This window comes from Curtobacterium sp. MCSS17_008 (assembly GCF_003234185.1).
Lineage (GTDB): Bacteria > Actinomycetota > Actinomycetes > Actinomycetales > Microbacteriaceae > Curtobacterium.
This window is the reverse complement of the sequence record NZ_QKSM01000001.1, coordinates 227856-252077: the sequence shown is the minus strand read 5'-3', so window position 1 is coordinate 252077 and position 24222 is coordinate 227856. Positions and strand designations below refer to the sequence as shown.

Here is a 24222-nt window from a genome sequence, read left to right as displayed (position 1 = left end):
CCGGCGCCGCGCCTCCAGGCCGTCCTCCGGTCACGTCGGATCCGGTGTCGCCCCCGCGATCGTCGTGGCCGGGACCCCCAGCTCCTGGGACAGGAACCGCCACATCCAGGACAGCGCGACCGCGTTCGTGAGCGAGGGCACGCCCTGCGCGATCTGTGTCGCGACACCGTCGCTGTACGCGGCGAGCCGCAGCGCCACCACCTCCGGAGCCTCGTCAGTGCGGAAGACCCCGGCTGCGAGCCCACGCTCCAGTACCCGGACCAGACACGCCTCCCAGACGCGGATGCGTTCGGCGTACTCCGCCGCGACCTCGGGGCGGCGGACGACGGCCGTCCAGTAGTCGGACCAGATCCGCCAGTGCTGCCGGACCTGCTCCGTGTCGCCGAACAGCGGTTCGACGAGCATCCGCAGCCCGGCGACGGCGTCCGGCTCGGCGTCGACGGCGGCGACGATGGCGCCGTAGAAGCGCTCCGTCTCGAGCACCACCACCTCGTTGAGGATCTCCGCGACGCTGCCGAAGTGGTAGGTCACGGTCCCGACCGACACGTCGGCCGCGGCGGCGATGTCGCGGAGCCCGGTCGCGCCGACGCCGCGCTGCACGATCACGGACCGTGCCGCGTCGACGATCATCGCGCGTCGCACCTCGGGTCGCTGACGGACGCGCGCGGGTCCGCTCGCGCCGGCGTCCCCGCTCACGCCGACGTCCGGGGCACGTCGTCGGTGAAGGTGTGCTCGGCGACGAGCACCTCGGGGGTGCCCGGTGCGCCGTCCCGCGCCCAGGCGCGCACGGTGTTCACGAGGTGGAACGCCTCGGCGGAGGCGGTGACCTCCGACGACGTCTCGAGCCGCGCCCTCCAGTCCGGCTGCTCGAGGCCGATCGTCCACCGGGACGACGCCCGCGCACTCGTCGGCTCGTCCTCCCGGATCCGGTAGGTCTCGCGGGCGTCCTCGGTGAAGACGAGCCCGTCCGGGTACACGCGGCCGCCCCCGTAACCCGGGTCGACGTCGAGCGTCCACTCCCCGGTCTCGACGTCGTGCGTGACGGTGCGCTGCGGCATCGGGTCCGCCGGTGCGATCCGCTCGACCGCGAGGGGCGTCGACCGGACCGGCTCGGCGAAGCGGACGCCGTCGTCGGTCGCCCGTGTCCAGGTCGGCAGGGACACCGAGGACGTCGCCGGGTCGATCGTCACGGTCGGTGCCGCGGGGTGCGGCCACACCCACGGCCAGTACGCGGTCGAGACGGCGAGACGCAGGCGGTGTCCGGCGGCGAAGCGGTGGCCCGTCGAGACGAGCCGCACGTCGACCTCGGTCGGGACACCGGTCTCGAGCGGGTCGTCGCGGTCCGCGCCGGCACGCTTCGCCGCGTTGCACACCCCGCGGGTCACGAGCGTCGAGGAGCCGTCCGGCGCGACGTCGCACAACCGGACCGTGAGCGTCGCGCGCGGCAGGTCGCTCGCCACCGTGAGCCGCGCGACGACGTTGCCGAGGACGTCGACCGCCTCGTCCAGCGGCAGGTCGAAGCACGCCGACCGGCCGTCCTCGGCGCGCTGGTCCGGTGGCAGGTCGGTCGCGTTGCCGAACGGGAAGAACCGGCCGGCGTCGGCGCCCGTGTGCTGCGGCGACCGGACGACGACCGGGCCGTGCTCGCCGCCGCGCAACCCGTCGAGCGGGATCGTCCGGTGGGCGGTGGCCGCCGACGGCCACGCCTCGGCGCCGACCCAGCGGCCCCGTCGCTCGGGGTAGTACGTCGCGGGCGGCTCGCCCTCGTTGATCCAGGCACGCAGCGCGGGGTCCCGTTCGACGCCGGTGTCGACGCCCTTCAGCCAGCGGTCCCACCAGCGCAGTGTCTCCTGCAGGAACCCGATCGACGGTCCCGGTGCGAGCCCACGGTCCGGGTACTGGTGCGACCACGGCCCGATGATGCCCTTGACGGGGGCGTCGACGTCCGCGACGAGACGCAGCACGGCATCCCGGTAGGGGTCGGCCCACCCGCCGACCGCGAGCACCGCCGCCTCGATCCGGTCGACGTCCTCCGCCGCGCTGCCGTGCCGCCAGTAGTCGTCGCGCTCCTGGTGCGACAGCCACACGGGGGTCATCGGGCGGTTCCGGTCGAGCCGCTCACGCCACCGGTCGACCCAGCCCGCACCGACGACCTCGGGGCGGGGCGGCCGTGCGTTGAACGCGAACATCGTGGCACCCCACGCGGCCATGTCGATCCCGAGGACCGCGCCGCCGACGTAGTGCACGTCGTTGTCGTACCGGTCGTCGGTGGAGCACACCGTGACGATCGCCCGCAGCGCGGACGGCGCCCGGGCGGCGAGCTGCAGGGCGTTGAACCCGCCCCAGGAGATGCCGAACATGCCCACCGCGCCGCTCGACCACTCCTGGTCGGCGAGCCAGGCGATCACCGCTTCGCCGTCCCGGAGCTCCTGCTCGCTGTACTCGTCCTCGAAGAAGCCGTCGGACGACCCGGTCCCCCGGATGTCGACGCGGACGGACGCGTACCCGTGGGCGGCGTACCAGGGGTGCCGTTCGGAGTCGCGGGGCGCGGTCCAGTCGTCGAGCCGGTAGGGCAGGTACTCGAGGAGCACCGGCAGCGGCCCCTCCGGGGCGGTCGGCGACCAGATGCGGGCGTGCAGCCGGACGCCGTCGGGCATCGGGATCCACGTGTCCCGGACGGCGACGCCGTCGGGCAGGCTCGACACGTCCCCGATCGCGGTCAGGTGTCCGGTGCTCATGCGTCCTCCCAGTTCCTCGTGCGGTGGCCGTCCCCGTGGTCGGTCCAGCCGGGGGCGTCCCGCCAGCGCTGTACCCCGTCGTCGACGTCCGGCAGTTCCGTCTGCCCGGGTTCGAGCGTCGCACGGAGCAGCGTGCTCGTGTACGGGTGGTTCGGGCCGGTGAAGACCCGCTCGGTCGGCCCGACCTCGACGATCCGGCCGCCCGTCATCACCGCGACCCGGTCGGCGACGCCGCGGACGACCGCGAGGTCGTGGCTGATGAACAGGCAGCTCAGCCCGCGCTCGCGGCGGAGGTCGTCGAGCAGGGCCAGGACGCCCGCCTGCACCTGCACGTCGAGCGCCGTCGTGATCTCGTCGGCGATCACGAGTCGCGGGTCGGCGGCCAGTGCCCGCGCGATCCCGACACGCTGCCGCTGGCCGCCGGAGAGCTGGGCCGGCAGGCGGTCGGCGTACTCCGGCCCCAGCCCCACCTGGGTGAGGAGTTCGCCGACGCGCTCGCGCGAGGAGCTCCCCGTGAAGAGGCGGAGCGGTCGCCCGACCGCCGCACCCACCGTGCGGCGCGGGTTGAGCGAGGTGTCCGCGTTCTGGAACACGAGCTGCACGGCCCGGCGGAGTTCCGGGGAACGCCTCGCGACCGGCTCGCGGAGGTCCCCCCGCACGGTGCCGTCGTCGTACGCGAACGTCCCGGACTCCGCGGGCACCAGACCCGCGAGGGCCGTCGCGAGGGTGGACTTGCCGCTGCCCGACTCCCCCACGACCGCGAGCGTCTCGCGGGGCGCGATCGTGACGGAGACGCCGTCGACAGCGGCCGGCAGACCGCGCCCGTACCGCACCACGAGGTCCTCGGCGGCGACCACGGGCCGGGTGGCGGGGCCGGGGCCGGGAGGCGCGGTGACGGTCCGCCGGGCGGCGACCGTCTCCGGGACGGGTGCGGTGCGCCGGAGGCGGCCCGTGCCTCCCGTCCGTCCGCCCGGCACCGCCGCCAGCAGTGCCCGCGTGTACTCGTGCTGCGGGGCGGCGAAGAGCGACGCCGTGGCGGCGTGCTCGACGACCTCGCCGTCGCGCATGACAGCGATCTCGTCGGCCATCGCGGAGACCACCCCGAGGTCGTGGCTGACGAGGAGGACCGCCATGTCGAGCTCGCGGCCGAGGTCCGCGACGAGGTCGAGGACGGCGGCCTGCGTGACGACGTCGAGCGCTGTGGTGGGTTCGTCGAGGACCAGGACGCGGGGACGGGCGGCGACCGCCATCGCGATGGCGACGCGCTGCTGTTGGCCGCCGGACAGCTGGTGCGGGAAGCGCCGCACGATGCCGTCCGGGTCGGGCAGGCGGACGAGCCGGACGAGTCCGGCGACGCGGTCCGGTCCGTCCGGTTCGCCGTGGGCACGCAGGGCCTCGCGGATCTGCTCGCCGACGCGCATCGACGGGGTGAGCGCCTGTCCGGCGTTCTGCGCGACGACCGATGCCGTCCCGCCGCGGAGCGCTCGTCGGCCAGCGGCGGACAGGGCGAAGACGTCCTCTCCGTCGACGAGGACGCGGCCACGGTCGATGCGCGAGCCGGCCCGCAGGTGGGCGAGGAGGGTGCGGGCCACGGTCGACTTGCCGCTGCCCGACTCGCCGACGAGGCCGAGCGTGCGACCCGGGGCGATCGTGAAGGAGACGCCGCGGACCACGGGGACCGAGCGCCGGCCGGCGGCGTAGGAGACGGCGAGGTCCTCGACGCGGACGAGCGGATGCTGTCCTGGCGGCGGCGTCGGCTGGCGGTCGACGGTCTGCTGGTCGGTCATGCGCTCGCTCCCTGTACCGCTCGGTCGACGGCCTGCTGGTGGGTCATGCGCTCGCTCCCTGTCCCGCGCGGTCGACGCCGAGCGACTTGGCCAGCCCGTCGGCGGCGAGGTTCAGGCCGACCACCAGGGTCGCCAGCGCCACGATCGGTGCCAGGGTGCCGAGCGGGACGACCGTGAGCGCCGTGCGGTTCTCCTGCACCATGAGGCCCCAGTCCGGTGTCGGCGGGTTCGCGCCGAAGCCGAGGAAGGACAGGGAGGCGACGAGCAGCACGATCCACGACGCCCGCATCGCGTACTCGACGAGGACGACGTCGAGCACGTTCGGCAGGATCTCGCGGAACACGATCGACAGCGCCCGTTCGCCGCGGGCGCGGGCCGCGGTGACGTAGTCCTGCGTGATCACCGTGCGCGCCGCTCCCCGGACGACCCGCGTGACGGCCGGCGCGTAGACGACGGTCACCGCCAGCACGATCACCCACAGTCCGGCGTCGAAGACCGTCACGACGACGAGCAGCGCGAGGATCGAGGGCACGCTGAGCAGTGCGTCGACGACACGCATGACGACCTCGTCGAACCAGTTGTCCGCGAACGCCGTGACGCAACCCACGACGGTGCCGACGGTGACCGCGATCGTCGTGGCGAGGAACGTCACCAGCAGTGCGTACCGGCCGCCGTTCAGGGTGCGGGACAGCACGTCGCGGCCGTACTGGTCGGTGCCGAGCCAGTGCGCCCAGCTCGGCCCGGCGAGCACGTCGGACGCGTCCGTGGCGACCGGGTCGTGACCGGCGAGGACGGGCGCGAGCACCGCGAGGACGAGGTGCAGGGCGATGAGCGCGGCGCCGACCCGGAGCGCGGTGGAACCGCGCAGCGGGGCGACGGCCGCGCCGAGGACGCTCCGGGAACGTGGGGCGACGGCGGTCATGCGTGGGCCTTCCGGGTGGTGCGGGCGGTGCGCGTCCGGGTCCGTCCGCGGCGCTGCCGGGTCCGGAGCTTCGGATCGAGTGCGAGGGCGACGAGGTCGGCCGCGAGGTTGCAGACCACGTAGACCAGTGCGCTGAGGAGCGCGATCGCCTCGATCGTCGGCAGGTCCCGGTTCGAGACGGACTCGAGCATGAGCTTGCCCATGCCCGGGTAGTTGAAGACGTTCTCCACGACGACGACCCCGCCGAGCAGCCAGGCGACGTTGAGCGCGATGACGTTCAGGGTCGGCAGCAGTGCGCTCGGCAGTGCGTGCTTCCACACCACCCGGCGCATCGAGAGGCCCTTGAGTTCGGCGGTGGTGACGAACTCGGACGCCATCACGTCGATGGTCGACGACCGCGCGGTCCGGAGGATGTACGCGGCCATCGCGAGCGTGAGCACGATGATCGGCAACCAGACGGTCGGCAGCAGCTCGGCGACCGTGGCGTCGCTCCCTCGGAGCACGACCGCCGGGAAGACCGGTAGCCCGATCGCGAACACCAGCACGAGGACGGTCGCGACCATGAACTCCGGGACGCTCATCACGACGAGGCTGACGGTCGAGACGACCCGGTCGGTCGCCCGACCGCGACGGACTCCGGCGAGCACACCGAGTGCGAGCGACAGCGTCACGCCGACGAGCATCGCGGGGACGGCGACGAGCATGCTGTTGCGGAACGCCGTGAGGAGCGTCGGAGCGACCGGTTCCCCGCTGACGAGCGAGGTGCCGAAGTCGCCGTGGGCGGCTCCCGCGAGCCACTGCAGGTACCGGACCCAGACGTTCTGGTCGAGCCCGAGGGTGGCCCGGAGCTGCTGCACGGCGTCGGGCGTGGCGTCCTGCCCGAGGAGCTGTTGGGCGACGTCGCCGGGCAGGGCCTGCACCGCGAGGAACACGAACAGGGAGGCGAGGACCACCGTGAGCACGGCGATGCCGAGCCGGCGGAGGGCGGGCACGAGGACGTTCATCGGCGCAGTCCGATCCGGAGCCAGTCGAACTCGAAGCCGTACTCCGAGTAGTTGACGACGTTCCGGGACAGCCCGACCAGGCGGTCCCCGAACATCGGGGTCATGTCGGCGCCGTCCTCGACGACGAGGCGCTGCGCGTCCTGGTAGAGCGTCCGGCGCTTCACCTCGTCCATCTCGGCGCGGGCGTCGTCGAGCAGGCCGTCGAACGTCGGGTTCGACCAGGCGCTCTCGTTGTACGAGGAGCCGGTGCGGAAGATCTGGTTGAGGAGCTGGTCGATGGGTCGGCCGGTGAACCAGTAGCTCACCATCAGCGGCTCCTGCATCCAGATCTGCGTGTAGTAGGAGTCGGCGCTGGCGTTCCGGATCGTCAGGCGGATGCCCGCCTCGGCGACGGCGTCGCGGTAGGCGACCGCCATGGGCGTGAACACCGATTCGTAGGACGACGTGTAGATCGAGGTCCGGAGATCCTCGCGCCCGGCGGCCTTGAGCAGCGCCCGCGCCTTGTCCGGGTCGTGCTCGCGGTGCTCGTCGACGAACGCGGCGAGCTGCGGCGGCACGGGGTTGTCCCACCCGGGTGACCCGGTGCCCTGCAGGGCGGTCTCGACGACGGACCGCGGGTCGTAGGCGAGCTTCATCGCCTGTCGCACGCGCGGGTCGGCGAACTCCTCGCTCGTCGCGAGCATCGGGATGGTGTACCACTGCGCGTTGGTCGAACGGGCGATCGTCGCACGGTCCGACGCGGCCACGACCCGGGCGGTGGCGAAGTCGAGGTTGGTCTGCGAGATGAGGTCGACCTGTCCGGCGAGCAGGGCGTTCACCCGGGCGGTCGTGTCCTGGATCGAGAAGAAGTCGATGCCGTCGAGCGCCGGCCGTCCCGCGAAGTGGTCCTCGAACGCCTCGACGCTGCCGGCGCCGGCCGGTGTGAAGGACGACAGGCGGAAGGGCCCGGTACCGATGCCGGTACGGCCGATGTCGGCGACGGCGTCCGCGGGCACGATGTAGCACTGGTACGCGGTGAGCAGCGACGGGAACTCGGCGTTCGGCTTCGTCAGGGCGAACCGCAGCGTGTACGGGTCGACGGCCGTCATCGACGAGGCGTCCATCACCTCGCCGAGGACGCCGGCCTGGGGAGACGCGGTGCGCTCGTCGAGGATGTGCCTGATGCTCGCGATCGCGTCGTCGGCCGTGAACCGTCCGCCGTCGTGGAACCGGACCCCGCGACGGAGCCGGAAGGTCCACTCGGTGCCGTCGGCGTTCGGGGACCACTCCTCGGCGAGGTCGGGGACCGTCGTGCCCTGCTCGTCGAGCTTGACGAGGCGGTTGTAGAGCGCGCCGAGGTACTCGTAGGCCGACAGCGAGCTCGCGGAGTCGAGGGTCTCGGCCGCCGAGGCGGCGGGGCGTGCGACGCGGAGCCGACCGCCCTGCCGTGCCGTGCCGGTGGCTGCGGCCTCCGGCAGGTCCGTCGTGCCGGCCGACGCTCCGGAGCTGCAGCCGGTGAGGGTGAGCAGGCCGAGTCCGGCCATCCCGGCCGCACCGCTGAGCAGTGCGCGCCGGCTGGGACCGCGGGCGCCGCGGTCGTCATGGACGATGGGTTGCATTCGGGGTGACCCCTCCTGGTAATCGTTCCGGTGAACGATAGGGGTACGGGAGGCGGAACGCGAGCCCCTCTCGCACGCCGGGCGACATCCGCGCAGGCCGTGGAGGCCCGTGCAGGCGCGGATCGCGGCGCATCGGTACGCTCACTCCGGAGCCGTGGATCTTCACCAACCTGTTACACGGGCGGGGACACCGGCGCACGAGACTGAGCGGTACGGCGAGCAGGTCGTCGTACCGGGACGAGGAGCACCGATGGCGACGTTCACCCGAGGGTTCGGCGGCCGCCGTGACGACCGCGACGACCCCCGCATCCCGCCGGGGCAGACACTCGTTCGGGACTGGCCCGTGCTGTCCGCCGGTGCGACGCCGGAGATCGAGCCGGCCGACTGGAGCTTCTCGATCCGCACCGAGGCGGGCCTGCACACCTGGACCTGGGACGAGGTGCACGCGCTCGGGGTCGAGGACGTCACCGTCGACATCCACTGCGTCACCCACTGGACGAAGCTCGACATGCCGTGGCGCGGCGTGCCCCTCGACCGCCTGTTCGAGGACGTCGAGACGTCCCTCGACTTCTGCATGGTGCACAGCTTCGGCGGCTACACCACCAACGTGCCGCTCGACGAGCTCCTCGGCGGGCGGTCCTGGATCGCCTTCGAGGCGGACGGAGAACCCCTCACCCCCGAGCACGGCGGACCGGCGCGGCTGCTCGTCCCGCACCTGTACTTCTGGAAGAGCGCGAAGTGGGTCCGCGGCATCGTCATGCAGTCCGACGACGAGCCCGGGTTCTGGGAGAACGCCGGCTACAACATGCACGGGGACCCGTGGAAGGAAGAACGGTACTGGTGAGCGCTCCCTCCTCGGTCGACGGTCTGGAGGCACGGATGGCGCCGCGCACGTCGGCCCCCGTCCGCCGCCGCCCCGCCTGGCACCCGGCGACGGTCGCGTCCGTCGCACAGGAGACGCCGGACGCGCGTCGCATCGTCCTCGACGTACCGACCTGGCCCGGCAACGACCCCGGACAGCACCTGGACCTGCGGTTGACCGCCGAGGACGGCTACCAGGCGTCGCGCTCCTACTCGATCGCCTCCGCCGGGGAGGGCACGCAGGTGACGCTCGCCGTCGACCGGGTCGAGGGTGGCGAGGTCTCGCCGTTCCTCGTCGACGCGATCGAGGTCGGAGACGCCCTCGACGTGCACGGCCCGCTCGGCGGGTGGTTCGTGTGGCACCCGGGGCGGTCGGAGCGTCCGGTGCAGTTGATCGCCGGGGGCTCTGGCATCGTCCCGCTGCTGCCGATGGTGACGGCCCACGCCGAGGCAGACGACCCGGCGCCGTTCCGCCTGCTGTACGCCACGCGCACCCCCGACGACGTCTTCTTCCGTGAGGAACTCGACGGGGCCCTCAGGGCACACGCTCCCCTCGAGGTGACCCACGTCTACAGCCGACGGGCTCCCGAGGGTTCGGACGCGCCCGTCGGTCGGCTCACGAGGGCCGCACTCGAGCAGGCGGTCCTGCCGCCGGCCGACGGGGCGCTGGTGTACGTGTGCGGGTCGACGCCGTTCGTCGAGCAGGTGCTGCGATGGCTCGGGGAGCTGGGCCACGACGTCTCGGACGTCCGGGCCGAACGCTTCGGCGGTGCGTGATGGTGGTCGACGGGAACGCCCTGGCCGGTCTCCTCGACGGCGTGCTCGGCGCGGAGCCGACGACGGCCCGCCTGCGGTGCACGGGCTGCGGAGGCGCTGGGCTCCTCGGACGCACGCGTGTCCACCGCTCGGCGATGGGATCGGTCGCACGGTGTCGTGACTGCGACACGGTGCTCCTGACGGTCGTCGAGACGCCGTCCGGGCGGGCGGTGTCGCTCCCGGGCGCTCGGAACGTGGCGGTCGTCTGACCGATCGACCTCCCGCTGCGGCGGGACACGACGAAGGCCCTGGTCACCGACCAGGGCCTTCGTGTTCCGAGCGGATGACGAGATTCGAACTCGCGACCCTCACCTTGGCAAGGTGATGCGCTACCGCTGCGCCACATCCGCGTACACCGACACTCTACCCCGCCACCGCCCTGCAACCGGGATCCTCCGCACCGCCGGGCGCGTCGCGGTCCGCGCAGGCCCGACTTCCCAGCCCGACCGGGTTCACTCGGAGCATGAGCTACGTGCACGACAACCCAGGCGGTACCGAGGCCCACGGGGTCGACCTCGTCGACGGCGACTCCCCGGCGGTGCGGATCCTCGTCCACGGGAACCTCCCGACGACGATCGAGCACGAGGGCCGCACCTGGTTGGCGACGGGAGACGCGCACGACGACGGCGACCCGTCCGCTCCCCCGATCGCCGTCTACCGCCCGGTCTGATCCGCGGTGGCCCCGGTCGGCGCTGCCGAGGACGCGTGCACCTGGACCCGAGCAGACTCGGACGTGCACGCGACCCCAACGCAGAGAGGACGACGCGCATGACCGACGTCTCCAGCCAGCCGCCCGCCGAGGGCGACGACCGCAAGGTCCTGACCAACCGACAGGGCCACCCGGTCTACGACAACCAGAACCAGCGCACCGTCGGTGCACGTGGGCCCGCCACGCTCGAGAACTACCAGTTCCTCGAGAAGATCAGCCACTTCGACCGGGAACGGATCCCCGAGCGGGTCGTGCACGCTCGCGGGGCCGTCGCCTTCGGGTACTTCGAGGCGACGGGCACGTGGGGCGACGAGCCGATCGCGCAGTACACCCGCGCGAAGCTCTTCCAGGAGGCCGGGAAGCGCACCGACGTGGCGATCCGGTTCTCGACCGTCATCGGCGGCCGCGACTCGTCGGAGGCCGCCCGCGACCCCCGCGGGTTCGCGGTGAAGTTCTACACCGAGGACGGCAACTGGGACCTCGTCGGCAACAACCTCGGCGTCTTCTTCATCCGCGACGCCATCAAGTTCCCGGACGTCATCCACTCGCTCAAGCCCGACCCCGTCACCTTCCGGCAGGAGCCGGCGCGCATCTTCGACTTCATGTCGCAGACGCCCGAGTCGATGCACATGCTCGTCAACCTGTTCAGCCCCCGCGGGATCCCGGCGAACTACCGCACGCAGCAGGGCTTCGGCGTGAACACCTACAAGTGGGTGAACGCCGACGGCGACACGAAGCTCGTCAAGTACCACTGGATCCCGTCCGTCGGCGTGAGCTCGATGACCGAGGCCGACGCCGCCGCGGTGCAGGCCGGCGACCTCGGGCACGCGTCGAAGGACCTCTACGAGGCGATCGAGCGCGGCGAGTACCCCGAGTGGGAGCTCCGCGTGCAGCTCATGGACGACCACGACCACCCGGAGCTCGACTTCGACCCGCTCGACGACACGAAGGTCTGGCCCGAGAACGAGTTCCCGCCGAAGCCCGTCGGCAAGATGGTGCTGGACCGGAACGTCACGAACCACTTCGCCGAGAACGAGCAGATCTCCTTCGGCACGGGCGTCCTGGTCGACGGCCTCGACTTCTCGGACGACAAGATGCTCGTCGGCCGGACGTTCTCGTACTCGGACACGCAGCGGTACCGCGTCGGCCCGAACTACCTGCAGCTGCCCGTCAACGCGCCGAAGAACGCGGACGTCGCCACCAACCAGCGCGACGGACAGATGGCGTACCACCAGGACCACGGCGGCGAGAACCCCCACGTCAACTACGAGCCGTCGATCACGGGCGGCCTGCGCGAGGCCGAGTACCCGACGCACGACGACCAGGGGCCGGAGATCGTCGGTCGACTCACGCGCAAGCGCATCCCCCGGACGAACGACTACACCCAGGCGGGCCAGCGCTACCTGCTGTTGGAGGACTGGGAGCGCGACGACCTGGTCGCGAACTTCGTGGACCTCATCTCGCAGGCTGCACGCCCCGTGCAGGAGCGCATGCTCTGGCACTTCTACATGGTCGAGGACGACCTCGGTCAGCGCGTCGGCGAGGGCCTCGGGATCACGCTCGACGAGGTGAAGGACCTGCCGCCGCTGCAGTCGCAGACCCTCAGCGACGACGAGCTCGACCGCTTGGCGAACCTGGGGCACAACGGTCGCCGCGACGTCGACGGTCTCATGATGACCCACTGCGTGCCCGACGAGCGTGCCGTGCGCGTCTGAGACGCGACCGCGGGGCGGACGGGAGGCGCGGTGCCGGACGGTGCCGCGCCTCCCGTCCGTCGCGGTGCGCGTCCGGCGGACGCAGCGCGTCTGCAGGTGTGCGTGAGCACGCTGGACCCGTCGGCGCTCCTTGTTCCCGCCCGGACTGGTGCACACGAGGCTGCTCGTCGGGCCGAGTGTTCGCCACCGCCGCGAACGAGGACGCGGAGACGATTACCGCGAACGACATGGTCATGCAGATGATGGCCCATGACTGATGTCCACCAGCGAGCATCGGGGCGCTGAAGCGGCAGTGAAGCCGACGCGCGCGACCAGCCGGGAGGCGCGTCGGTCCCGGTGCGTCGCAGCGATGGTGCGGCGTGAGGTCAGACTCGAACGCCACGGCGACGACGCGCTGGAGCCCGGTCTCGACGCGTCGCGCAACCGATCGGTGGGAGCGGTCCGACGCGATGCAGCGTGGCGCTGCTCGAAGGGCAGGTCTCGAGGGACAACAGGACGCCGACGCGGCGGGACGGCAGAGCGTGCCGGAACCGTGCCCAGCGCCCTGGCTTGCAGCTGGAGCAGCACCCGGGTACACGAAAACCCCCGGTTTCCCGGGGGTTTCCTGCTGTGGGCGATACTGGGATCGAACCAGTGACCTCTTCCGTGTCAGGGAAGCGCGCTACCGCTGCGCCAATCGCCCAGAGATCTGCTGACCGGAGTCCTGCAGGATCTTGGAGGGTGTTGCTGGAGGTGGGGACGGGATTCGAACCCGCGTGGACGGCTTTGCAGGCCGCTGCCTAGCCTCTCGGCCACCCCACCATCGAGGTTCACGTCTCCGTGAGTACCCGAACGGTGGGATACCCTCTGGTGAGTCGTGGACGTCCGGAGACTCCCACACTCGAGCGGATGACGAGATTCGAACTCGCGACCCTCACCTTGGCAAGGTGATGCGCTACCGCTGCGCCACATCCGCATTTCGGCGACCCGGAGGCCGCTTCTGTCTCTCCGCTGTCGCGGCGACGAGAAGAACTCTATACGAACCGAGCGGCATCCACCAAAATCATACCCGTTCACCGGGCGTGTCCCCCGTGTTCATGCGGATCCATGGGTATCCCGAGCGCCCGATCCTTCCCATTGCGGCTGCGATGCCTGGTGCTTCCGGGCATACCTGACTCGACAGATCGACCAGGTACACCCGGTTCCACCAGGCACGCCCGTTCCGACACGGCGGACGACACGGCGTACCCGTCGCGCCCCCGCGCCACACCCGGGCGGCACTTCGTGTTCGGCGCACTGCCGAACGTCCGCTACTATCGACTGGCACGCAAGTGCAGGGGGCGATTGGCGCAGTTGGTAGCGCGCTTCGTTCACACCGAAGAGGTCATCAGTTCGAGTCTGGTATCGCCCACCCCCGCCGGCCACCACCGGCACCGAGAAGCCCGGCGCCAACCGCGCCGGGCTTTTCGTTTCCCTGGACGACCGGCTGGAAGGACGCATGACCGACGTCGACCTCGAGTTCTCCCGCGTGCGCGCGGTCCTCGACCGCCCGACCCTCCGGCTCATGTCCCGCCCGACGAGCGCCGCCGTCATCGCGGTGTTCCGCACGGTGTTCGACCGTGACGTGCAGTACGTCCCCGCCGACCGCATGCACCTGCAGGTCGAGGAGCACGTCGCCCGTCTGCAGGCGACCGGCGCCCGGGTGCCGGCGAGCGACCAGGGCGAGGGCGAGGCCGACGTGCGCCCGAACGGCCGCGCCCTCTGCCGAGACTGGGTGGCCGCGCAGTGGCTCGTCCGGTCCAACTCCCCCGACGGTGACGAGCAGTACTCCCTGACGAGCCACGCGCTCGAGGCCCTGAGCCTGGTGGACGCCCTGAGCGCCGACCGCGCCCTCATCAGCGAGAGCCGCCTGGCGATGATCGTCGACGCCGTCCACCGCTGGGCAGCGCGAGCCGAGCCGGACCCGGACGTGCAGGTCCGTCGTCTCGACGCACAGATCGCTGAGCTCCAGGCCGAGCGTGACCGGCTGCTCCGCGGTGACGTGGTCGAGACGGTCGACGACGCCCGGATGCGTGACGGCTACACGAACATCTCCGACCTCATCCGGCAGCTCCCGAGCGACTTCAAGCGCGTCGAGGAAGCGGTCGCCACGATGCACCGCTCGATCGTCGAGGACTTCCGGCAGGAGGTCCGCCCGATCGGTGAGATCCTCGACGACTACCTGGCGCGCACGGACAACCTCATGCAGGCGACGCCCGAGGGCCGTGCGTTCGAGGGCGCGTTCGAACTGCTGCGTGACGACGCCCTGCTGCTCCGGCTGCGCGACGACATCGCCACGATCCTCGCCCACCCGTTCGCCGCGGCCCTCGGGGCGGGCGAGCGCAGAGCGTTCCGCAACACGGTGAGCATCCTGCGCCAGGGCATCGAGGACGTCCTCGCCCAGCGTCGCCAGCTCACGGCGACGCTCCGCGACCAGATCGTCGCGCACGACGTGGTGCGTGACCGTGAACTCGACGCCGTCCTCCGCTCGGTGAACCGGGGTCTGGCGGCCTGGATCGACTCCGGCGCGGCGCGTGACCGCGTCCCGCTCGGCCTGCTGCCCGCCACCGCAGAGGTGGGGACGCTGCGCGAGCGCTTCTACGACCCGGACAACGAGGCGGTCCCGCCGCCCATCGAGGAACCCGACGACGACGTCTTCGAGGAGCTCGACGTCGAGTCACTCCGTCGGCACGGCGGTCCGCTGCTCGCCGAACTCCGCAGTGCGCTCGGTCGCGCCACGGACAGCGCGTCCGCCTTCCACGCCCTGCCGCCCGAGCAACGTCGGCCGGTGGAGCTGTTCGGCCTCGCGCACCTGCTCACCGGGAACGACGACTTCGAGACCGCCGCGCACGTGGTGCCGCACCGCACGGTGCGCCCTGACGGTGAGACGGTCACCCTCTACATGCCGACGGCGTCCCTGACAGGCGTCCGGGCGGACGACCAGCACGACGACGACAACGGCCTGGAGGCACGGTGAGCGACACGACGACGGCTCCCGTCGACGAGACGGACGGCGACACCCTCGACCCGCTGCACGGGGACGACGAACACGGGGTCGACGAGCGCGACGAGACGAGCTTCGCCCTCTTCGAGGGCGACGAGGGCCGCCTGGACGAACCGCAGCGGCGTGCCCTGGTCGCACTGCTCCGTCACACCTACGTGAGCGCGCGCACCCACGCGGACGAGTGGCGTGCGATCACGGACGGCGAGCACCAGCTCCGCTCCCGCCTCAACGACCTGTTCCTCGAACTGCACGTCGACCGCGACCGCGAGGTCGCCTGGAAGCGTCAGGCCCGTTCGGAGAGCCAGCGACGGTCCTTCCCGACGCTGCTCCGCGACGTGCCGTACACCCGCGAGGAGACGATCGTCCTCGTCTACCTGCGGATGCGCCTGCGCGCCGACGCGCGGCCCGGGCTCGACCAGGTCGTCGTCGACCGGTCGGAGATCCTCGGGCACGTGTCCGGGTTCCTGCCGGCGACGACCGACCGCACCCGCGACGAGTCGCGGGTGGGGAAGGCCGTCGACCGGCTCGTCACGGCGCGCATCCTGATCCGCACGACCGACCCGGACCGCTTCCGCGTCGCCAGCGTCGTCGAGGTGCTGCTCCCCCTCGAGCAGCTCCGCGACCTCGACCGGTGGCTGCGCTCCGCCGCCGGCGGGGAAGGGGCGGACCGCGGACAGGCGATCGACGACGGCGATGCGCCGATCGACGGAGCCGCAGTGGGCCTCCCGGCCGACACCGACACCGACGACGAAGGCGAGCCGGACGCATGACCGACACCGCAATCGACGACTCCGTCATCCCCGCCCTCTTCGACACCGTCGCGCAGTGGCGCGCGGAGTCGATGCAGGTCGTCAACTGGGGCGGTTTCCACGGCCACCGGCACGTCGAGCTGTCCGGCACCGCAACCCTCATCTCCGGCGCGTCGGGGACGGGCAAGTCGACGCTCATGGACGCCTACCTGGCGGTCATGATGCCGTCCGACGTGCCCTTCAACGGCGCATCGAACGACGCGACGACCGGGCGTGCCCGGAGCGCGGACCAGCGGAACCTCCTCACGTATCTGCGCGGCAAGGTCGACACCCGCCGCGACCCGGAGACCGGCGCCCTGCGCGACGTCAACCTGCGCGGCGAGGACCAGACGACCTGGGGCGCCGTCGCGGTGACGTTCCGGAACGACGACGAGCGGCGTTTCACGGTCCTCCGCGCGTACATCGTGCCGAAGCGGGCACGGGGCGTCGGCGACATCCAGATGACCATGGCGACGGTCGACGACACCTTCGACCTGCGCCGCCTCGAGGAGTTCGTGCCGTCGCGGTTCCACCACCTCGAGCTGACGGGCCGCGTGCCCGGGCTCGTCGTGCGCGACACGTACCAGGAGCTCGCCTACACGCTGCAGACGCGTCTCGGCATCGGCGACTCCGGCGGCGGCAACCGCGCGATGCGGCTGCTCGCGCGGATCCAGGCCGGGCAGCACCTGCCGACGGTCGACGCGCTCTACAAGTCGCTCGTGCTCGAGACGCCCGGCACCTACGAGGCCGCCGACCGGGCACTCGCGCACTTCTCCGCCCTTGACGAGGCGTACGAGGCGATGGACACCGAGGAGCGGAAGGTCCGGATCCTCTCCCCCATCGTCGAGCTCCACGACGAGATCGCCCGGTCGAGGGCCGCCGCGGACGCGCTGGACGGCATCGCCACCGGCGCCGAGGTGTCGCCGTTCGCGCACTGGACGGCATCACGGAAGCGGGCGCTGCTCGACGCCGAGGTCGAGCGGAACGGGCGCGAGCGGACGGCTGCACGAGCCGACGTCGCCGCGACCGAGGCACGGCACGCCGCGGTCGAGATCGAGCTGCGGGAGGCCGAGGCCCGGCTCCGCGACCAGGGCGGCAACGCGCTCGCCCAACTCGAGGACCGCATCGACCGGCGCACGCGGGAGCGCGACGCGGTGGCGCGGGCCCGGGACACCTTCGACGAGCGGACCAGTCCGCTCGGGCTGTCCGCGACGCTGACGTCCGAGTCCGCGTTCGCCGCCGCGCAGCGGGCCTCCCACGAGTTCCTCGGCGGGTACACGACGGCGCGGTCCGACCTCGACGACCGCCGTGACGCCCTGACGCGCGAGGAGTACCCACTCCTCGACCGCGAGCGGACCCTGCGCCAGGAGCGTCGGTCGCTCGAGCACCGGCAGGGGGCCATGCCGCTGCCGATGCACGAGGCACGGCTGGCGATGGCCCGGGCGGCCGGTGTCTCGCCGGACTCGCTCCCGTTCGTCGCCGAGCTGCTGGACGTGCTGCCCGCCGAGGAACAGTGGCGCACCGCGATCGAGTCGGTGCTGGCGCCGGTCGCGCGCACGCTGCTCGTCGACGAGGACCAGCTCTCGGCGTTCAGCGAGGCGATCGACTCGCTGCAGCTGCCGGTCCGCGTGCAGTTCGAGGGGGTGCCGACCGGCCCGCACCTCGACCTCGACGGCGACCCGGCGATGGTGTCCGGCAAGCTGGCGATCAAGGACTCGCCGTTCAGCACCTGGGTGCGCGAACGGATCGAATCGGACCGGATCGACGCCCGGTGCGTCACGTCCGCCGGGGAGCTCGGCGGGGGTGGACGTCGCGTGACCCTGTCCGGCCAGCTCCGCGACGGACGTCGCGGCGCACACGGCGACCGGCGCCAGTCGAACGTCATCGGCTTCACGAACGAGGCCCGCATGGCGTCCGTCGAGCTGGAGCTCGCGGCGATCGCACAGGACCTCGCGACCCTCGAGGCGCGGCGCACCGACGTGGCGCAGGACATCGCATCCCTCGACGCCCTGCGTGCCGCGCACCAGCACGTGGTGGACACGACCTGGGACCGCATCGACGTCGCCGGTGTCGACGAGTCGCTCGCCCGGCTCGACGCCGAACGCCAGGCCTTGCTCGCCGCCGACGACGGCCTCCGGACACTCCGTGAGTCGGTCGCCCGCCTGCGTCGGTCGCTCGACGAGGCCGCCGACCGCCGTGCTGCGGCACGCCTCAGCGTCACCCGGCTCGAGGAGCGCCACGCGGTGCTCGTCGACGGGCAGGACGCGGCGGCCGAGATCCTCGAGCGCTTTGCCGACAGCCCGGCGCTCGTCCCCGACGAGGAGCAGGACCGCCTGCTCGCAGAGGCGTTCGAGGAGGTCGGCGCCCCGGACGGCATCGACGGCTTCGACGATGCGACCAGGCGTCTGCGCCGGCGGCTCGAGGAGCGGCTCGCTCAGGCCCTCGACGGGGCCGCGGCGGCCTCGACCGCGCTGACGCTGACCTTCCAGCGGTACCAGGACGCCTGGCCCGACCCGAACCTCGGGACCGGTGTCGCGTCGTACCCGGACTACCACGCCATCCTCGACCAGATCGTGGCGACGGGGCTGCACGCCCGGCGGAGCGAGTGGCGCCGCCGACTGTCGCAGTGGAGCGGCGAGGACCTCGTCCCCCTCGCCGGGGCCTTCGACCGCGCCGTCGTCGAGATCGAGGAGCGGCTCGAGCCCGTCAACGAGATCCTGCGCGAGCTGCCGTTCGGCGCGAACCGGGACCGGCTGAAGATCCAGATCCGCCGGGTCACCCGCGAGGACGTCACGGCCTTCCGGCGTGAGCTCCGCGCGCTGTCGGCATCGGTCGACACCGAGCTCACCGACGACGTGCTCGAGACACGCTTCCGGCGCCTCCGGCGGTTCATGGCGGTGATCCGCCCCGACCCCGCCGCTCCCCGGGGACGGACGACGCAGCGCGACGCCGTGCTCGACGTCCGTCGGCACATGGAGATCACCGCCGTGCGGTACGACACCGACGGCAACGACCTCGGCGTGTACTCGTCGCTCGGTGACAAGTCCGGCGGCGAGACGCAGGAGCTCGTGGCCTTCATCGTGGGTGCCGCGCTGCGCTACCAGCTCGGCGACGAGACCCGGCCGCGGCCCCGGTTCGCGCCGGTGTTCCTCGACGAGGCGTTCATCAAGGCGGACTCGGAGTTCGCGGGGCGTGCCGTGACGGCGTGGCTCCGACTCGGGTTCCAGCTCGTGGTGAGTGCGCCGCTGGACAAGGTCACCGCGCTCGAGCCGTCGATGGAGCGCCTGCTGTCGATGCGCAAGCACCCGGAGACGGGCCACTCGTCCATCACGGAGATCGCGCGCGGCTGAGCCCGGCTGGCCCGGCCCGGCCCGGCCCGGCCCGGTCGGCTCGGCCGGCCCGGCTCGGCTCGGCCCGGTCCGGTCGCACGACTCGCCGCTCACCTCCAGCGAAGGCGGCGAGTCGTGCGACCAGGAGGTCCGGCTACGGCGAGTCGTGCGACCTGAACACGCTGGCGCGGCGGCCCGTCCCGTGCCTCGGGCCCGGGCCCGGTACGGTGGGCGGGTGTTCGGACGACGCTCCCCCGGCCCCCGCCCCGACGACTCCGGCGGGCTCGGCATCGGTGCCCTGGTGCAGGTGGTCGACACCGACCGGGGCGGCGAGCGGTGGCAGGGCGAACCGATCGGCGTGATCGTCGCGGCCGGCGGCGTCCAGCTCGGTGGCACGCAGCGCACGTGGACGGTGGCCTTCGACGAGCCCGTGTACACGCAGGACGGCCGCGGCCCCTTCGAGCGCGCGACCGTCCTGGGTCGTCAGTTGGTGCCGGTCGAGCCGGCCGCTGCGGACGAGGTCTAGTAGTCCTCGTTGACGCTCTTCAGCATGGCGGCGACCGCCATGCAGAGGCCCACACCCCCGAGCACGCCGATGCCGATGATGACGCCTGCGATGAGTTCGAGCATTGGTGACTCCTTGGTCTGCGGGGCCGGTGTGGCAGTGGCCGTCCTGGCCGAACCCAGGCTACCGGATGCGGCGATCCGCTACCGGATGCCGCGCATGAGCCGGAGCACCGGCTTCGCGCAGACCAGCAGCACCACACCGACCGCGACGGCGACCAGCCCGAGCACGGTGAAGTACGGCACCTCGTCCGTCGGGTCGTAGTAGCGCGAGAGCACGCCGGTGGCCGCGGTGCCGAGCGACACCGACAGGAAGAACAGCGCGACCATCTGCGTCTGGAACCTGGGCGGAGCGAGCTTCGTCGCGACGGACTGCCCCACCGGGGAGAGCAGGAGCTCGGCGATCGTGAAGACGAGCAGGATCGCCACGAGGGCCAGGAGCGGCGTGCCGTTCTCACCGGTGCCGGCGAAGGGCAGGAAGAGCAGGAACGCGATGCCCATGATGCCGGTCCCGAGCGCGAACTTCGTCGGCGTGGACGGCTGGCGGTCACCGAGCTTGGTCCAGATCGCCGCGGCCACCCCGGACAGCACGATGATGAACACCGGGTTGATCGACTGCACCCACGACACCGGCATCTCCCAGCCGCCGAGCGAACGGTCGAGGCGCTGGTCCGAGTACTGCGTGACGACGGTGAACTGCTGCTGGTAGAGCGACCAGAACACGGCGCTCGCGATGAACAGCGGGATGAACGCGAAAACGCGCGAGCGCTCCTCGGCGGTGATGCCGCTGGTGAGGATCACCACGAAGTAGGCGATGGTCGCCACGACGACGATCACCACGACGACGGTCGGCAGGTTGGCGACCGTGAGCAGCCCGGTGAGGACGGCGACGACGACCACCACGAGGGCCACGACGACCAGACCGGCCACGAGCGGCAGACGACGGCGGTCGACCGGGTTCGTGACGTGGCGCACCGACTCCGGGAGCTTCCGGCGCCGGATGCCGTACTGCACGAGACCGGCGGCCATGCCGACGGCGGCGAGACCGAAGCCGTAGTGGAAGCCGAGGGTGGACTGCAGCAGACCGGTGAGCAGCGGGCCGAAGAAGGCGCCGAGGTTCACGCCGAGGTAGTAGAGGGAGAAGCCGGCGTCGCGCCGCGGGTCGTCGCGGCTGTACAGCCCGCCGACGATGGTCGTCGCGGTCGCCTTGAGGCCGCCGGAGCCGAGCGCGATGAGCACCAGGCCCACCCCGACCCCTGGCACACCCGGGATGAGCGCGAGTCCGATGTGCCCGAGCATCACGACGACCGCACTGCCGAACAGGGTGCGGTCGGCACCGATGAGCCGGTCCGCCACCCACGCGCCGATGATCGTGAACAGGTACACGGCGCCGCCGTACGCGCCCATGATGCCGTTCGCGATCCCCTCGTCGATGCCGAGGCCGCCGCGCGTGACGGTGTAGTACATGTAGATGAGGACGATGCCCTGCATCCCGTAGAACGAGAACCGCTCCCAGAGCTCCACCGCGAACGGTGTGGACAGCTCGAACGGCTGCCCGAAGAAGGTGCGTTGCTGCGCAGGAGCGCTCGGTGGGGTGGTGCGAGACATCCGTCCACTGTGCCCCGGTCCACCCCGCACGTCCGAATCGAGGCGCACTGCGTACAAAGCCCGCCCGGCGGGTCTTGGAGGGTTCCCACGACAGGCCGTCGGAGTCGGCCTCCGACTCTTGTCCGTCCGCACGGCGTTCGACCAACACTCGGCCGGAGTGCCTAGCGTGTGTACTGCAACACGGACAGAGCAGTTCAGGAGGGCTCCCCCATGGTCGACACCGCTCCCGCACGCCCCACCTCGACGGACGGCGTCCCCGAGGCCCCGAACGCCGACGCCACGGGCGACCCGGCAGCGGGCACGCCGGTCGGGTCGACGGACACCGACGTCCGCATCGACACCACGCTGCTCGGCGAACTCCTGCTCGGCCGGTGGGCCGAGGACCGTCGGATCTCGCGGCGGCTGACGCTCGACCCCGGCCTGCACAAGATCGAAGGCCAGCCGATCGCGGAACACCGTGCCCGTGCCATGGAGCAGCTCCGGGTGCTCGTCGACGCCGGAGCGATCCAGCGTCCCTACCCCACCGAGTTCGGCGGGCAGGAGAACCACGGCGGCAACCTCGCAGCGTTCGAGGAACTGACGACCGCCGACCCGTCGCTGCAGATCAAGGCGGGCGTGCAGTGGGGCCTGTTCGGCTCCGCCGTGCACCACCTCGGTACCGAGCGCAACCACCGCGAGTTCCTGCCCGGGATCATCCGGTTCGACGTGCCGGGCTGCTTCGCGATGACCGAGACCGGACACGGTTCGGACGTGCAGAGCATCGCGACCACCGCGACGTACGACCCGAGCACGCAGGAGTTCGTCGTCCACACGCCGTTCCGCGGTGCGTGGAAGGACTACATCGGCAACGCCGCGCTGCACGGCAAGGCCGCCGTGGTCTTCGCCAAGCTCGTCACCGCGGGCGTCGACCACGGTGTGCACGCGTTCTACGTCCCGCTCCGGGACGAGGACGGCGCGTTCCTGCCCGGTGTCGGCGGTGAGGACGACGGGGTCAAGGGCGGCCTGAACGGCATCGACAACGGCCGGCTGTGGTTCGACCACGTCCGGGTGCCCCGGACGAACCTGCTGAACCGGTACGGCGACGTCGCCGAGGACGGTACCTACAGCTCGCCGATCGCCTCGCCGGGGCGCCGCTTCTTCACCATGCTGGGCACCCTCGTCCAGGGCCGTGTCTCGCTCGACGGTGCCGCGGTCGTCGCGCAGAAGATCGGTCTGCAGATCGCGCTCACGTACGCGATGGAGCGTCGACAGTTCCCGACCGGCGGCGGTGACGAGGGCGTGCTCCTCGACTACGGGCGGCACCAGCGGCGGCTCGTCCCCCGGCTCGCCACCGTCTTCGCGCAGTCCTTCGCGCACGAGAAGCTCCTGCAGACGTTCGACGACGTCTTCAGCGGCCGCGAGGACACCCCGCAGCGGCGTGAGGACCTCGAGACGCAGGCGGCGGCGTTCAAGTCCCTCTCGACGTGGTCGGCGCTCGACACACTGCAGGAGTGTCGTGAGGCCTGCGGCGGCGCGGGCTTCCTCGCCGAGAACCGGCTCACCGGTCTGCGCGCCGACCTCGACGTCTACGTGACGTTCGAGGGCGACAACACGATCCTACTGCAGCTCGTCGGCAAGCGCCTGCTCACGGACTTCCGCGCGAAGGCCCCGCGGGACGCGGCCTCGACCGCGAGGTTCGTCGCAGCACAGGCGGCCACCAAGCTCGCCGACGCGTCGGGACTCCGTCGCCTCGGTCAGGCGGTCGCCGACCGCGGGTCCCTCGCTGCGAGCGTCACCGACCTGCAGGACCCGCGCACCCAACGCGACCTGCTCGCCGGCCGTGTCGACACCATGGTGACCGAGATCGGCATGCGGCTCGCCTCCGCCGGGAAGGACCGCGCCCGCGCCGCCCGGCTGCTCAACCGCTCCCAGCACGAGCTCATCGAGGCCGCGAAGGCGCACGCCGAGCTCATGCAGTGGGACGCCTTCACGGATGCGATCGAGGCCGTCGCTCCCGGTGACACACGTCGCGTGCTCGTCTGGCTGCGCGACCTGTTCGCCCTCGGGCTGCTCGAGCAGCACCTCGACTGGTACCTGGTGCACGGGCGGCTGACGGCGCAGCGCGCTCGAGCGGTGTCGGCGTACGTCGACCGGCTCGTGGCGCGCATCCGTCCGGTCGTGCCGCAGCTGCTCGAGTCGTTCGGGTACGCGCCGGAGCACGTCCGCGCCCCGATCGCCCTCGGGGAGGAACAGGCCCGTCAGGAGGAGGCAGCCGCGTGGTTCGCCGCCGAGGCGGCTGCGGGGCGTCTGCCCGAGCAGGAGAAGAAGCCGAAGCCGTGACCGACCCCGCAGGGTCGGTGTCCGCGGTGTCGCCGTCGTGGGGGTGACGGTCGGTTCCTGCTGGTCCAGACCCTGCGGGCCCGGCAGCGGCGGCGTCGACCTCCGGGGCATCGCCGCGTGGGCCGCGTCCGGACTACCCCGGTGACCACGAGCGGCGGTCGGACGGTCAGCCCTGGTCGGACGCGCGCCCGCCGTCGCGGTGGCCGAGCGCAGCACGCAGCCGCGCCTCGGCGTCGTCGGTGCCCTCGGTCCCCGCTGCGGCTGCGGCCTCGGCGTTCGCCTCGATCACGGCGCGCACGACCTCTTCACGCTGGATCTTCACACCGCGCGGCGCGTCGATGCCGATCCGGACGCCGTCGCCGCGGCTGTCGAGCACCGTGATGACGACGTCGTCACCGACGAGGATCCGCTCGCCGACCTTCCGCGTGAGTACCAGCACCCC

General features: G+C 71.9%; 18 protein-coding genes and 5 tRNA genes. 11 read left to right on the top strand and 12 right to left on the bottom strand.

The genetic code is table 11. From position 1 onward, the window contains the following. Positions 1-30: 30 nt before the first annotated feature. Genes DEJ23_RS01165 through DEJ23_RS01140 form a run of 6 tightly spaced genes read right to left on the bottom strand, consistent with a single transcriptional unit; the run spans position 31 to position 8049 of the window. Entirely contained in the window at positions 31-696 is a 666-nt protein-coding gene (locus DEJ23_RS01165; protein ID WP_258375197.1) for a TetR/AcrR family transcriptional regulator, read from the bottom strand. Next, entirely contained in the window at positions 693-2738 is a 2046-nt protein-coding gene (locus DEJ23_RS01160; RefSeq protein WP_111238436.1) for a CocE/NonD family hydrolase, read from the bottom strand. The genes DEJ23_RS01165 and DEJ23_RS01160 overlap by 4 nt, the downstream gene beginning before the upstream one ends. Next, on the bottom strand, positions 2735-4525 hold the full coding sequence (locus DEJ23_RS01155; RefSeq protein ID WP_111238435.1) for an ABC transporter ATP-binding protein: 1791 nt from the start codon (positions 4523-4525) through the stop codon (positions 2735-2737). Before DEJ23_RS01155 ends, DEJ23_RS01160 begins: the two co-directional genes overlap by 4 nt. A gap of 43 nt (positions 4526-4568) precedes the next feature. Continuing rightward, positions 4569-5447: an ABC transporter permease gene (locus tag DEJ23_RS01150; protein ID WP_111238434.1), complete on the bottom strand. Its 879-nt coding sequence runs from the start codon at positions 5445-5447 to the stop codon at positions 4569-4571. Beyond that, complete coding sequence (locus tag DEJ23_RS01145) at positions 5444-6451, bottom strand: ABC transporter permease (protein ID WP_111238433.1); 1008 nt, start codon at positions 6449-6451, stop codon at positions 5444-5446. Before DEJ23_RS01145 ends, DEJ23_RS01150 begins: the two co-directional genes overlap by 4 nt. After that, positions 6448-8049, bottom strand: coding sequence for an ABC transporter substrate-binding protein (locus DEJ23_RS01140; RefSeq protein ID WP_111238432.1), 1602 nt, complete (start codon positions 8047-8049; stop codon positions 6448-6450). Before DEJ23_RS01140 ends, DEJ23_RS01145 begins: the two co-directional genes overlap by 4 nt. A gap of 250 nt (positions 8050-8299) precedes the next feature. Here DEJ23_RS01140 and DEJ23_RS01135 point away from each other — a divergent pair, with 250 nt between their 5' ends. Genes DEJ23_RS01135 through DEJ23_RS16055 form a run of 3 tightly spaced genes read left to right on the top strand, consistent with a single transcriptional unit; the run spans position 8300 to position 9935 of the window. Next, positions 8300-8893 (top strand): molybdopterin-dependent oxidoreductase, encoded by a 594-nt coding sequence (locus tag DEJ23_RS01135; RefSeq protein WP_111238431.1) that lies wholly within the window; start codon positions 8300-8302, stop codon positions 8891-8893. Then, the gene (locus DEJ23_RS01130; RefSeq protein WP_111238430.1) at positions 8890-9687 is read left to right on the top strand and encodes a ferredoxin reductase; all 798 of its coding nucleotides are present in this window, start codon (positions 8890-8892) and stop codon (positions 9685-9687) included. The genes DEJ23_RS01135 and DEJ23_RS01130 overlap by 4 nt, the downstream gene beginning before the upstream one ends. Then, positions 9624-9935: a DUF6510 family protein gene (locus tag DEJ23_RS16055; protein WP_375342251.1), complete on the top strand. Its 312-nt coding sequence runs from the start codon at positions 9624-9626 to the stop codon at positions 9933-9935. Before DEJ23_RS01130 ends, DEJ23_RS16055 begins: the two co-directional genes overlap by 64 nt. A 69-nt stretch (positions 9936-10004) precedes the next feature. Here DEJ23_RS16055 and DEJ23_RS01120 read toward each other — a convergent pair. Next, a tRNA-Gly gene (locus DEJ23_RS01120) sits at positions 10005-10076 on the bottom strand. A gap of 113 nt (positions 10077-10189) precedes the next feature. On the opposite strand from DEJ23_RS01120, the gene DEJ23_RS01115 reads away from it, so the two are divergent. After that, entirely contained in the window at positions 10190-10396 is a 207-nt protein-coding gene (locus DEJ23_RS01115; protein WP_111238428.1) for a hypothetical protein, read from the top strand. A 98-nt stretch (positions 10397-10494) separates the two neighbouring features. Beyond that, positions 10495-12150 carry a catalase gene (locus tag DEJ23_RS01110; RefSeq protein ID WP_111238427.1) on the top strand — a complete coding sequence of 552 codons (1656 nt, stop codon included), beginning with the start codon at positions 10495-10497 and terminating at the stop codon, positions 12148-12150. A 610-nt stretch (positions 12151-12760) separates the two neighbouring features. On the opposite strand, the gene DEJ23_RS01105 is transcribed toward DEJ23_RS01110, so the two are convergent. The 3 genes from DEJ23_RS01105 to DEJ23_RS01095 all read right to left on the bottom strand — a co-directional run bounded on the left by DEJ23_RS01105 (position 12761) and on the right by DEJ23_RS01095 (position 13105). Beyond that, positions 12761-12832: transfer RNA gene (locus DEJ23_RS01105), tRNA-Val, on the bottom strand. A gap of 45 nt (positions 12833-12877) precedes the next feature. Then, positions 12878-12951 (bottom strand) — tRNA-Cys (locus DEJ23_RS01100). Between the two features lie 82 nt (positions 12952-13033). Beyond that, positions 13034-13105 (bottom strand) — tRNA-Gly (locus DEJ23_RS01095). 362 nt (positions 13106-13467) lie between these two features. Here DEJ23_RS01095 and DEJ23_RS01090 point away from each other — a divergent pair. The 5 genes from DEJ23_RS01090 (at position 13468) to DEJ23_RS01070 (ending at position 19815) form a co-directional block, all read left to right on the top strand. Beyond that, a tRNA-Val gene (locus tag DEJ23_RS01090) sits at positions 13468-13540 on the top strand. Positions 13541-13627: 87 nt separating this feature from the next. Further along, positions 13628-15145 carry a DUF3375 domain-containing protein gene (locus tag DEJ23_RS01085; protein ID WP_111238426.1) on the top strand — a complete coding sequence of 506 codons (1518 nt, stop codon included), beginning with the start codon at positions 13628-13630 and terminating at the stop codon, positions 15143-15145. Then, positions 15142-15942, top strand: a complete 801-nt coding sequence (locus tag DEJ23_RS01080; protein WP_111238425.1) for a DUF4194 domain-containing protein — start codon at positions 15142-15144, stop codon at positions 15940-15942. Before DEJ23_RS01085 ends, DEJ23_RS01080 begins: the two co-directional genes overlap by 4 nt. Next, positions 15939-19310, top strand: a complete 3372-nt coding sequence (locus DEJ23_RS01075; protein ID WP_111238424.1) for an ATP-binding protein — start codon at positions 15939-15941, stop codon at positions 19308-19310. The genes DEJ23_RS01080 and DEJ23_RS01075 overlap by 4 nt, the downstream gene beginning before the upstream one ends. Before the next feature lie 214 nt (positions 19311-19524). Further along, positions 19525-19815 carry a hypothetical protein gene (locus tag DEJ23_RS01070; protein WP_258375196.1) on the top strand — a complete coding sequence of 97 codons (291 nt, stop codon included), beginning with the start codon at positions 19525-19527 and terminating at the stop codon, positions 19813-19815. A gap of 182 nt (positions 19816-19997) precedes the next feature. Here DEJ23_RS01070 and DEJ23_RS01065 read toward each other — a convergent pair whose 3' ends face one another. After that, complete coding sequence (locus DEJ23_RS01065; protein ID WP_111238423.1) at positions 19998-21461, bottom strand: peptide MFS transporter; 1464 nt, start codon at positions 21459-21461, stop codon at positions 19998-20000. Positions 21462-21671: 210 nt separating this feature from the next. On the opposite strand from DEJ23_RS01065, the gene DEJ23_RS01060 reads away from it, so the two are divergent. Next, a complete protein-coding gene (locus DEJ23_RS01060) occupies positions 21672-23780 on the top strand; it encodes an acyl-CoA dehydrogenase (protein WP_111238422.1) in 2109 nt (702 codons plus the stop codon). Between the two features lie 166 nt (positions 23781-23946). On the opposite strand, the gene csrA is transcribed toward DEJ23_RS01060, so the two are convergent. Further along, entirely contained in the window at positions 23947-24219 is a 273-nt protein-coding gene (gene csrA / locus DEJ23_RS01055; protein ID WP_111238421.1) for a carbon storage regulator CsrA, read from the bottom strand. Positions 24220-24222: the final 3 nt, after the last annotated feature.

Excerpts from the sequence above, each read along its gene's own strand:
- DEJ23_RS01110 (WP_111238427.1), top strand. The coding sequence starts at position 10,495 with ATGACCGACGTCTCCAGCCAGCCGCCCGCCGAGGGCGACGACCGCAAG.
- DEJ23_RS01135 (WP_111238431.1), top strand. The coding sequence starts at position 8,300 with ATGGCGACGTTCACCCGAGGGTTCGGCGGCCGCCGTGACGACCGCGAC.
- DEJ23_RS01140 (WP_111238432.1), bottom strand. The coding sequence starts at position 8,049 with ATGCAACCCATCGTCCATGACGACCGCGGCGCCCGCGGTCCCAGCCGG.
- DEJ23_RS01115 (WP_111238428.1), top strand. The coding sequence starts at position 10,190 with ATGAGCTACGTGCACGACAACCCAGGCGGTACCGAGGCCCACGGGGTC.
- DEJ23_RS01155 (WP_111238435.1), bottom strand. The coding sequence starts at position 4,525 with ATGACCGACCAGCAGACCGTCGACCGCCAGCCGACGCCGCCGCCAGGA.
- DEJ23_RS01150 (WP_111238434.1), bottom strand. The coding sequence starts at position 5,447 with ATGACCGCCGTCGCCCCACGTTCCCGGAGCGTCCTCGGCGCGGCCGTC.
- DEJ23_RS01160 (WP_111238436.1), bottom strand. The coding sequence starts at position 2,738 with ATGAGCACCGGACACCTGACCGCGATCGGGGACGTGTCGAGCCTGCCC.
- DEJ23_RS01060 (WP_111238422.1), top strand. The coding sequence starts at position 21,672 with ATGGTCGACACCGCTCCCGCACGCCCCACCTCGACGGACGGCGTCCCC.
- DEJ23_RS01145 (WP_111238433.1), bottom strand. The coding sequence starts at position 6,451 with ATGAACGTCCTCGTGCCCGCCCTCCGCCGGCTCGGCATCGCCGTGCTC.
- DEJ23_RS01085 (WP_111238426.1), top strand. The coding sequence starts at position 13,628 with ATGACCGACGTCGACCTCGAGTTCTCCCGCGTGCGCGCGGTCCTCGAC.
- DEJ23_RS01075 (WP_111238424.1), top strand. The coding sequence starts at position 15,939 with ATGACCGACACCGCAATCGACGACTCCGTCATCCCCGCCCTCTTCGAC.
- DEJ23_RS16055 (WP_375342251.1), top strand. The coding sequence starts at position 9,624 with ATGGCTCGGGGAGCTGGGCCACGACGTCTCGGACGTCCGGGCCGAACG.
- DEJ23_RS01065 (WP_111238423.1), bottom strand. The coding sequence starts at position 21,461 with ATGTCTCGCACCACCCCACCGAGCGCTCCTGCGCAGCAACGCACCTTC.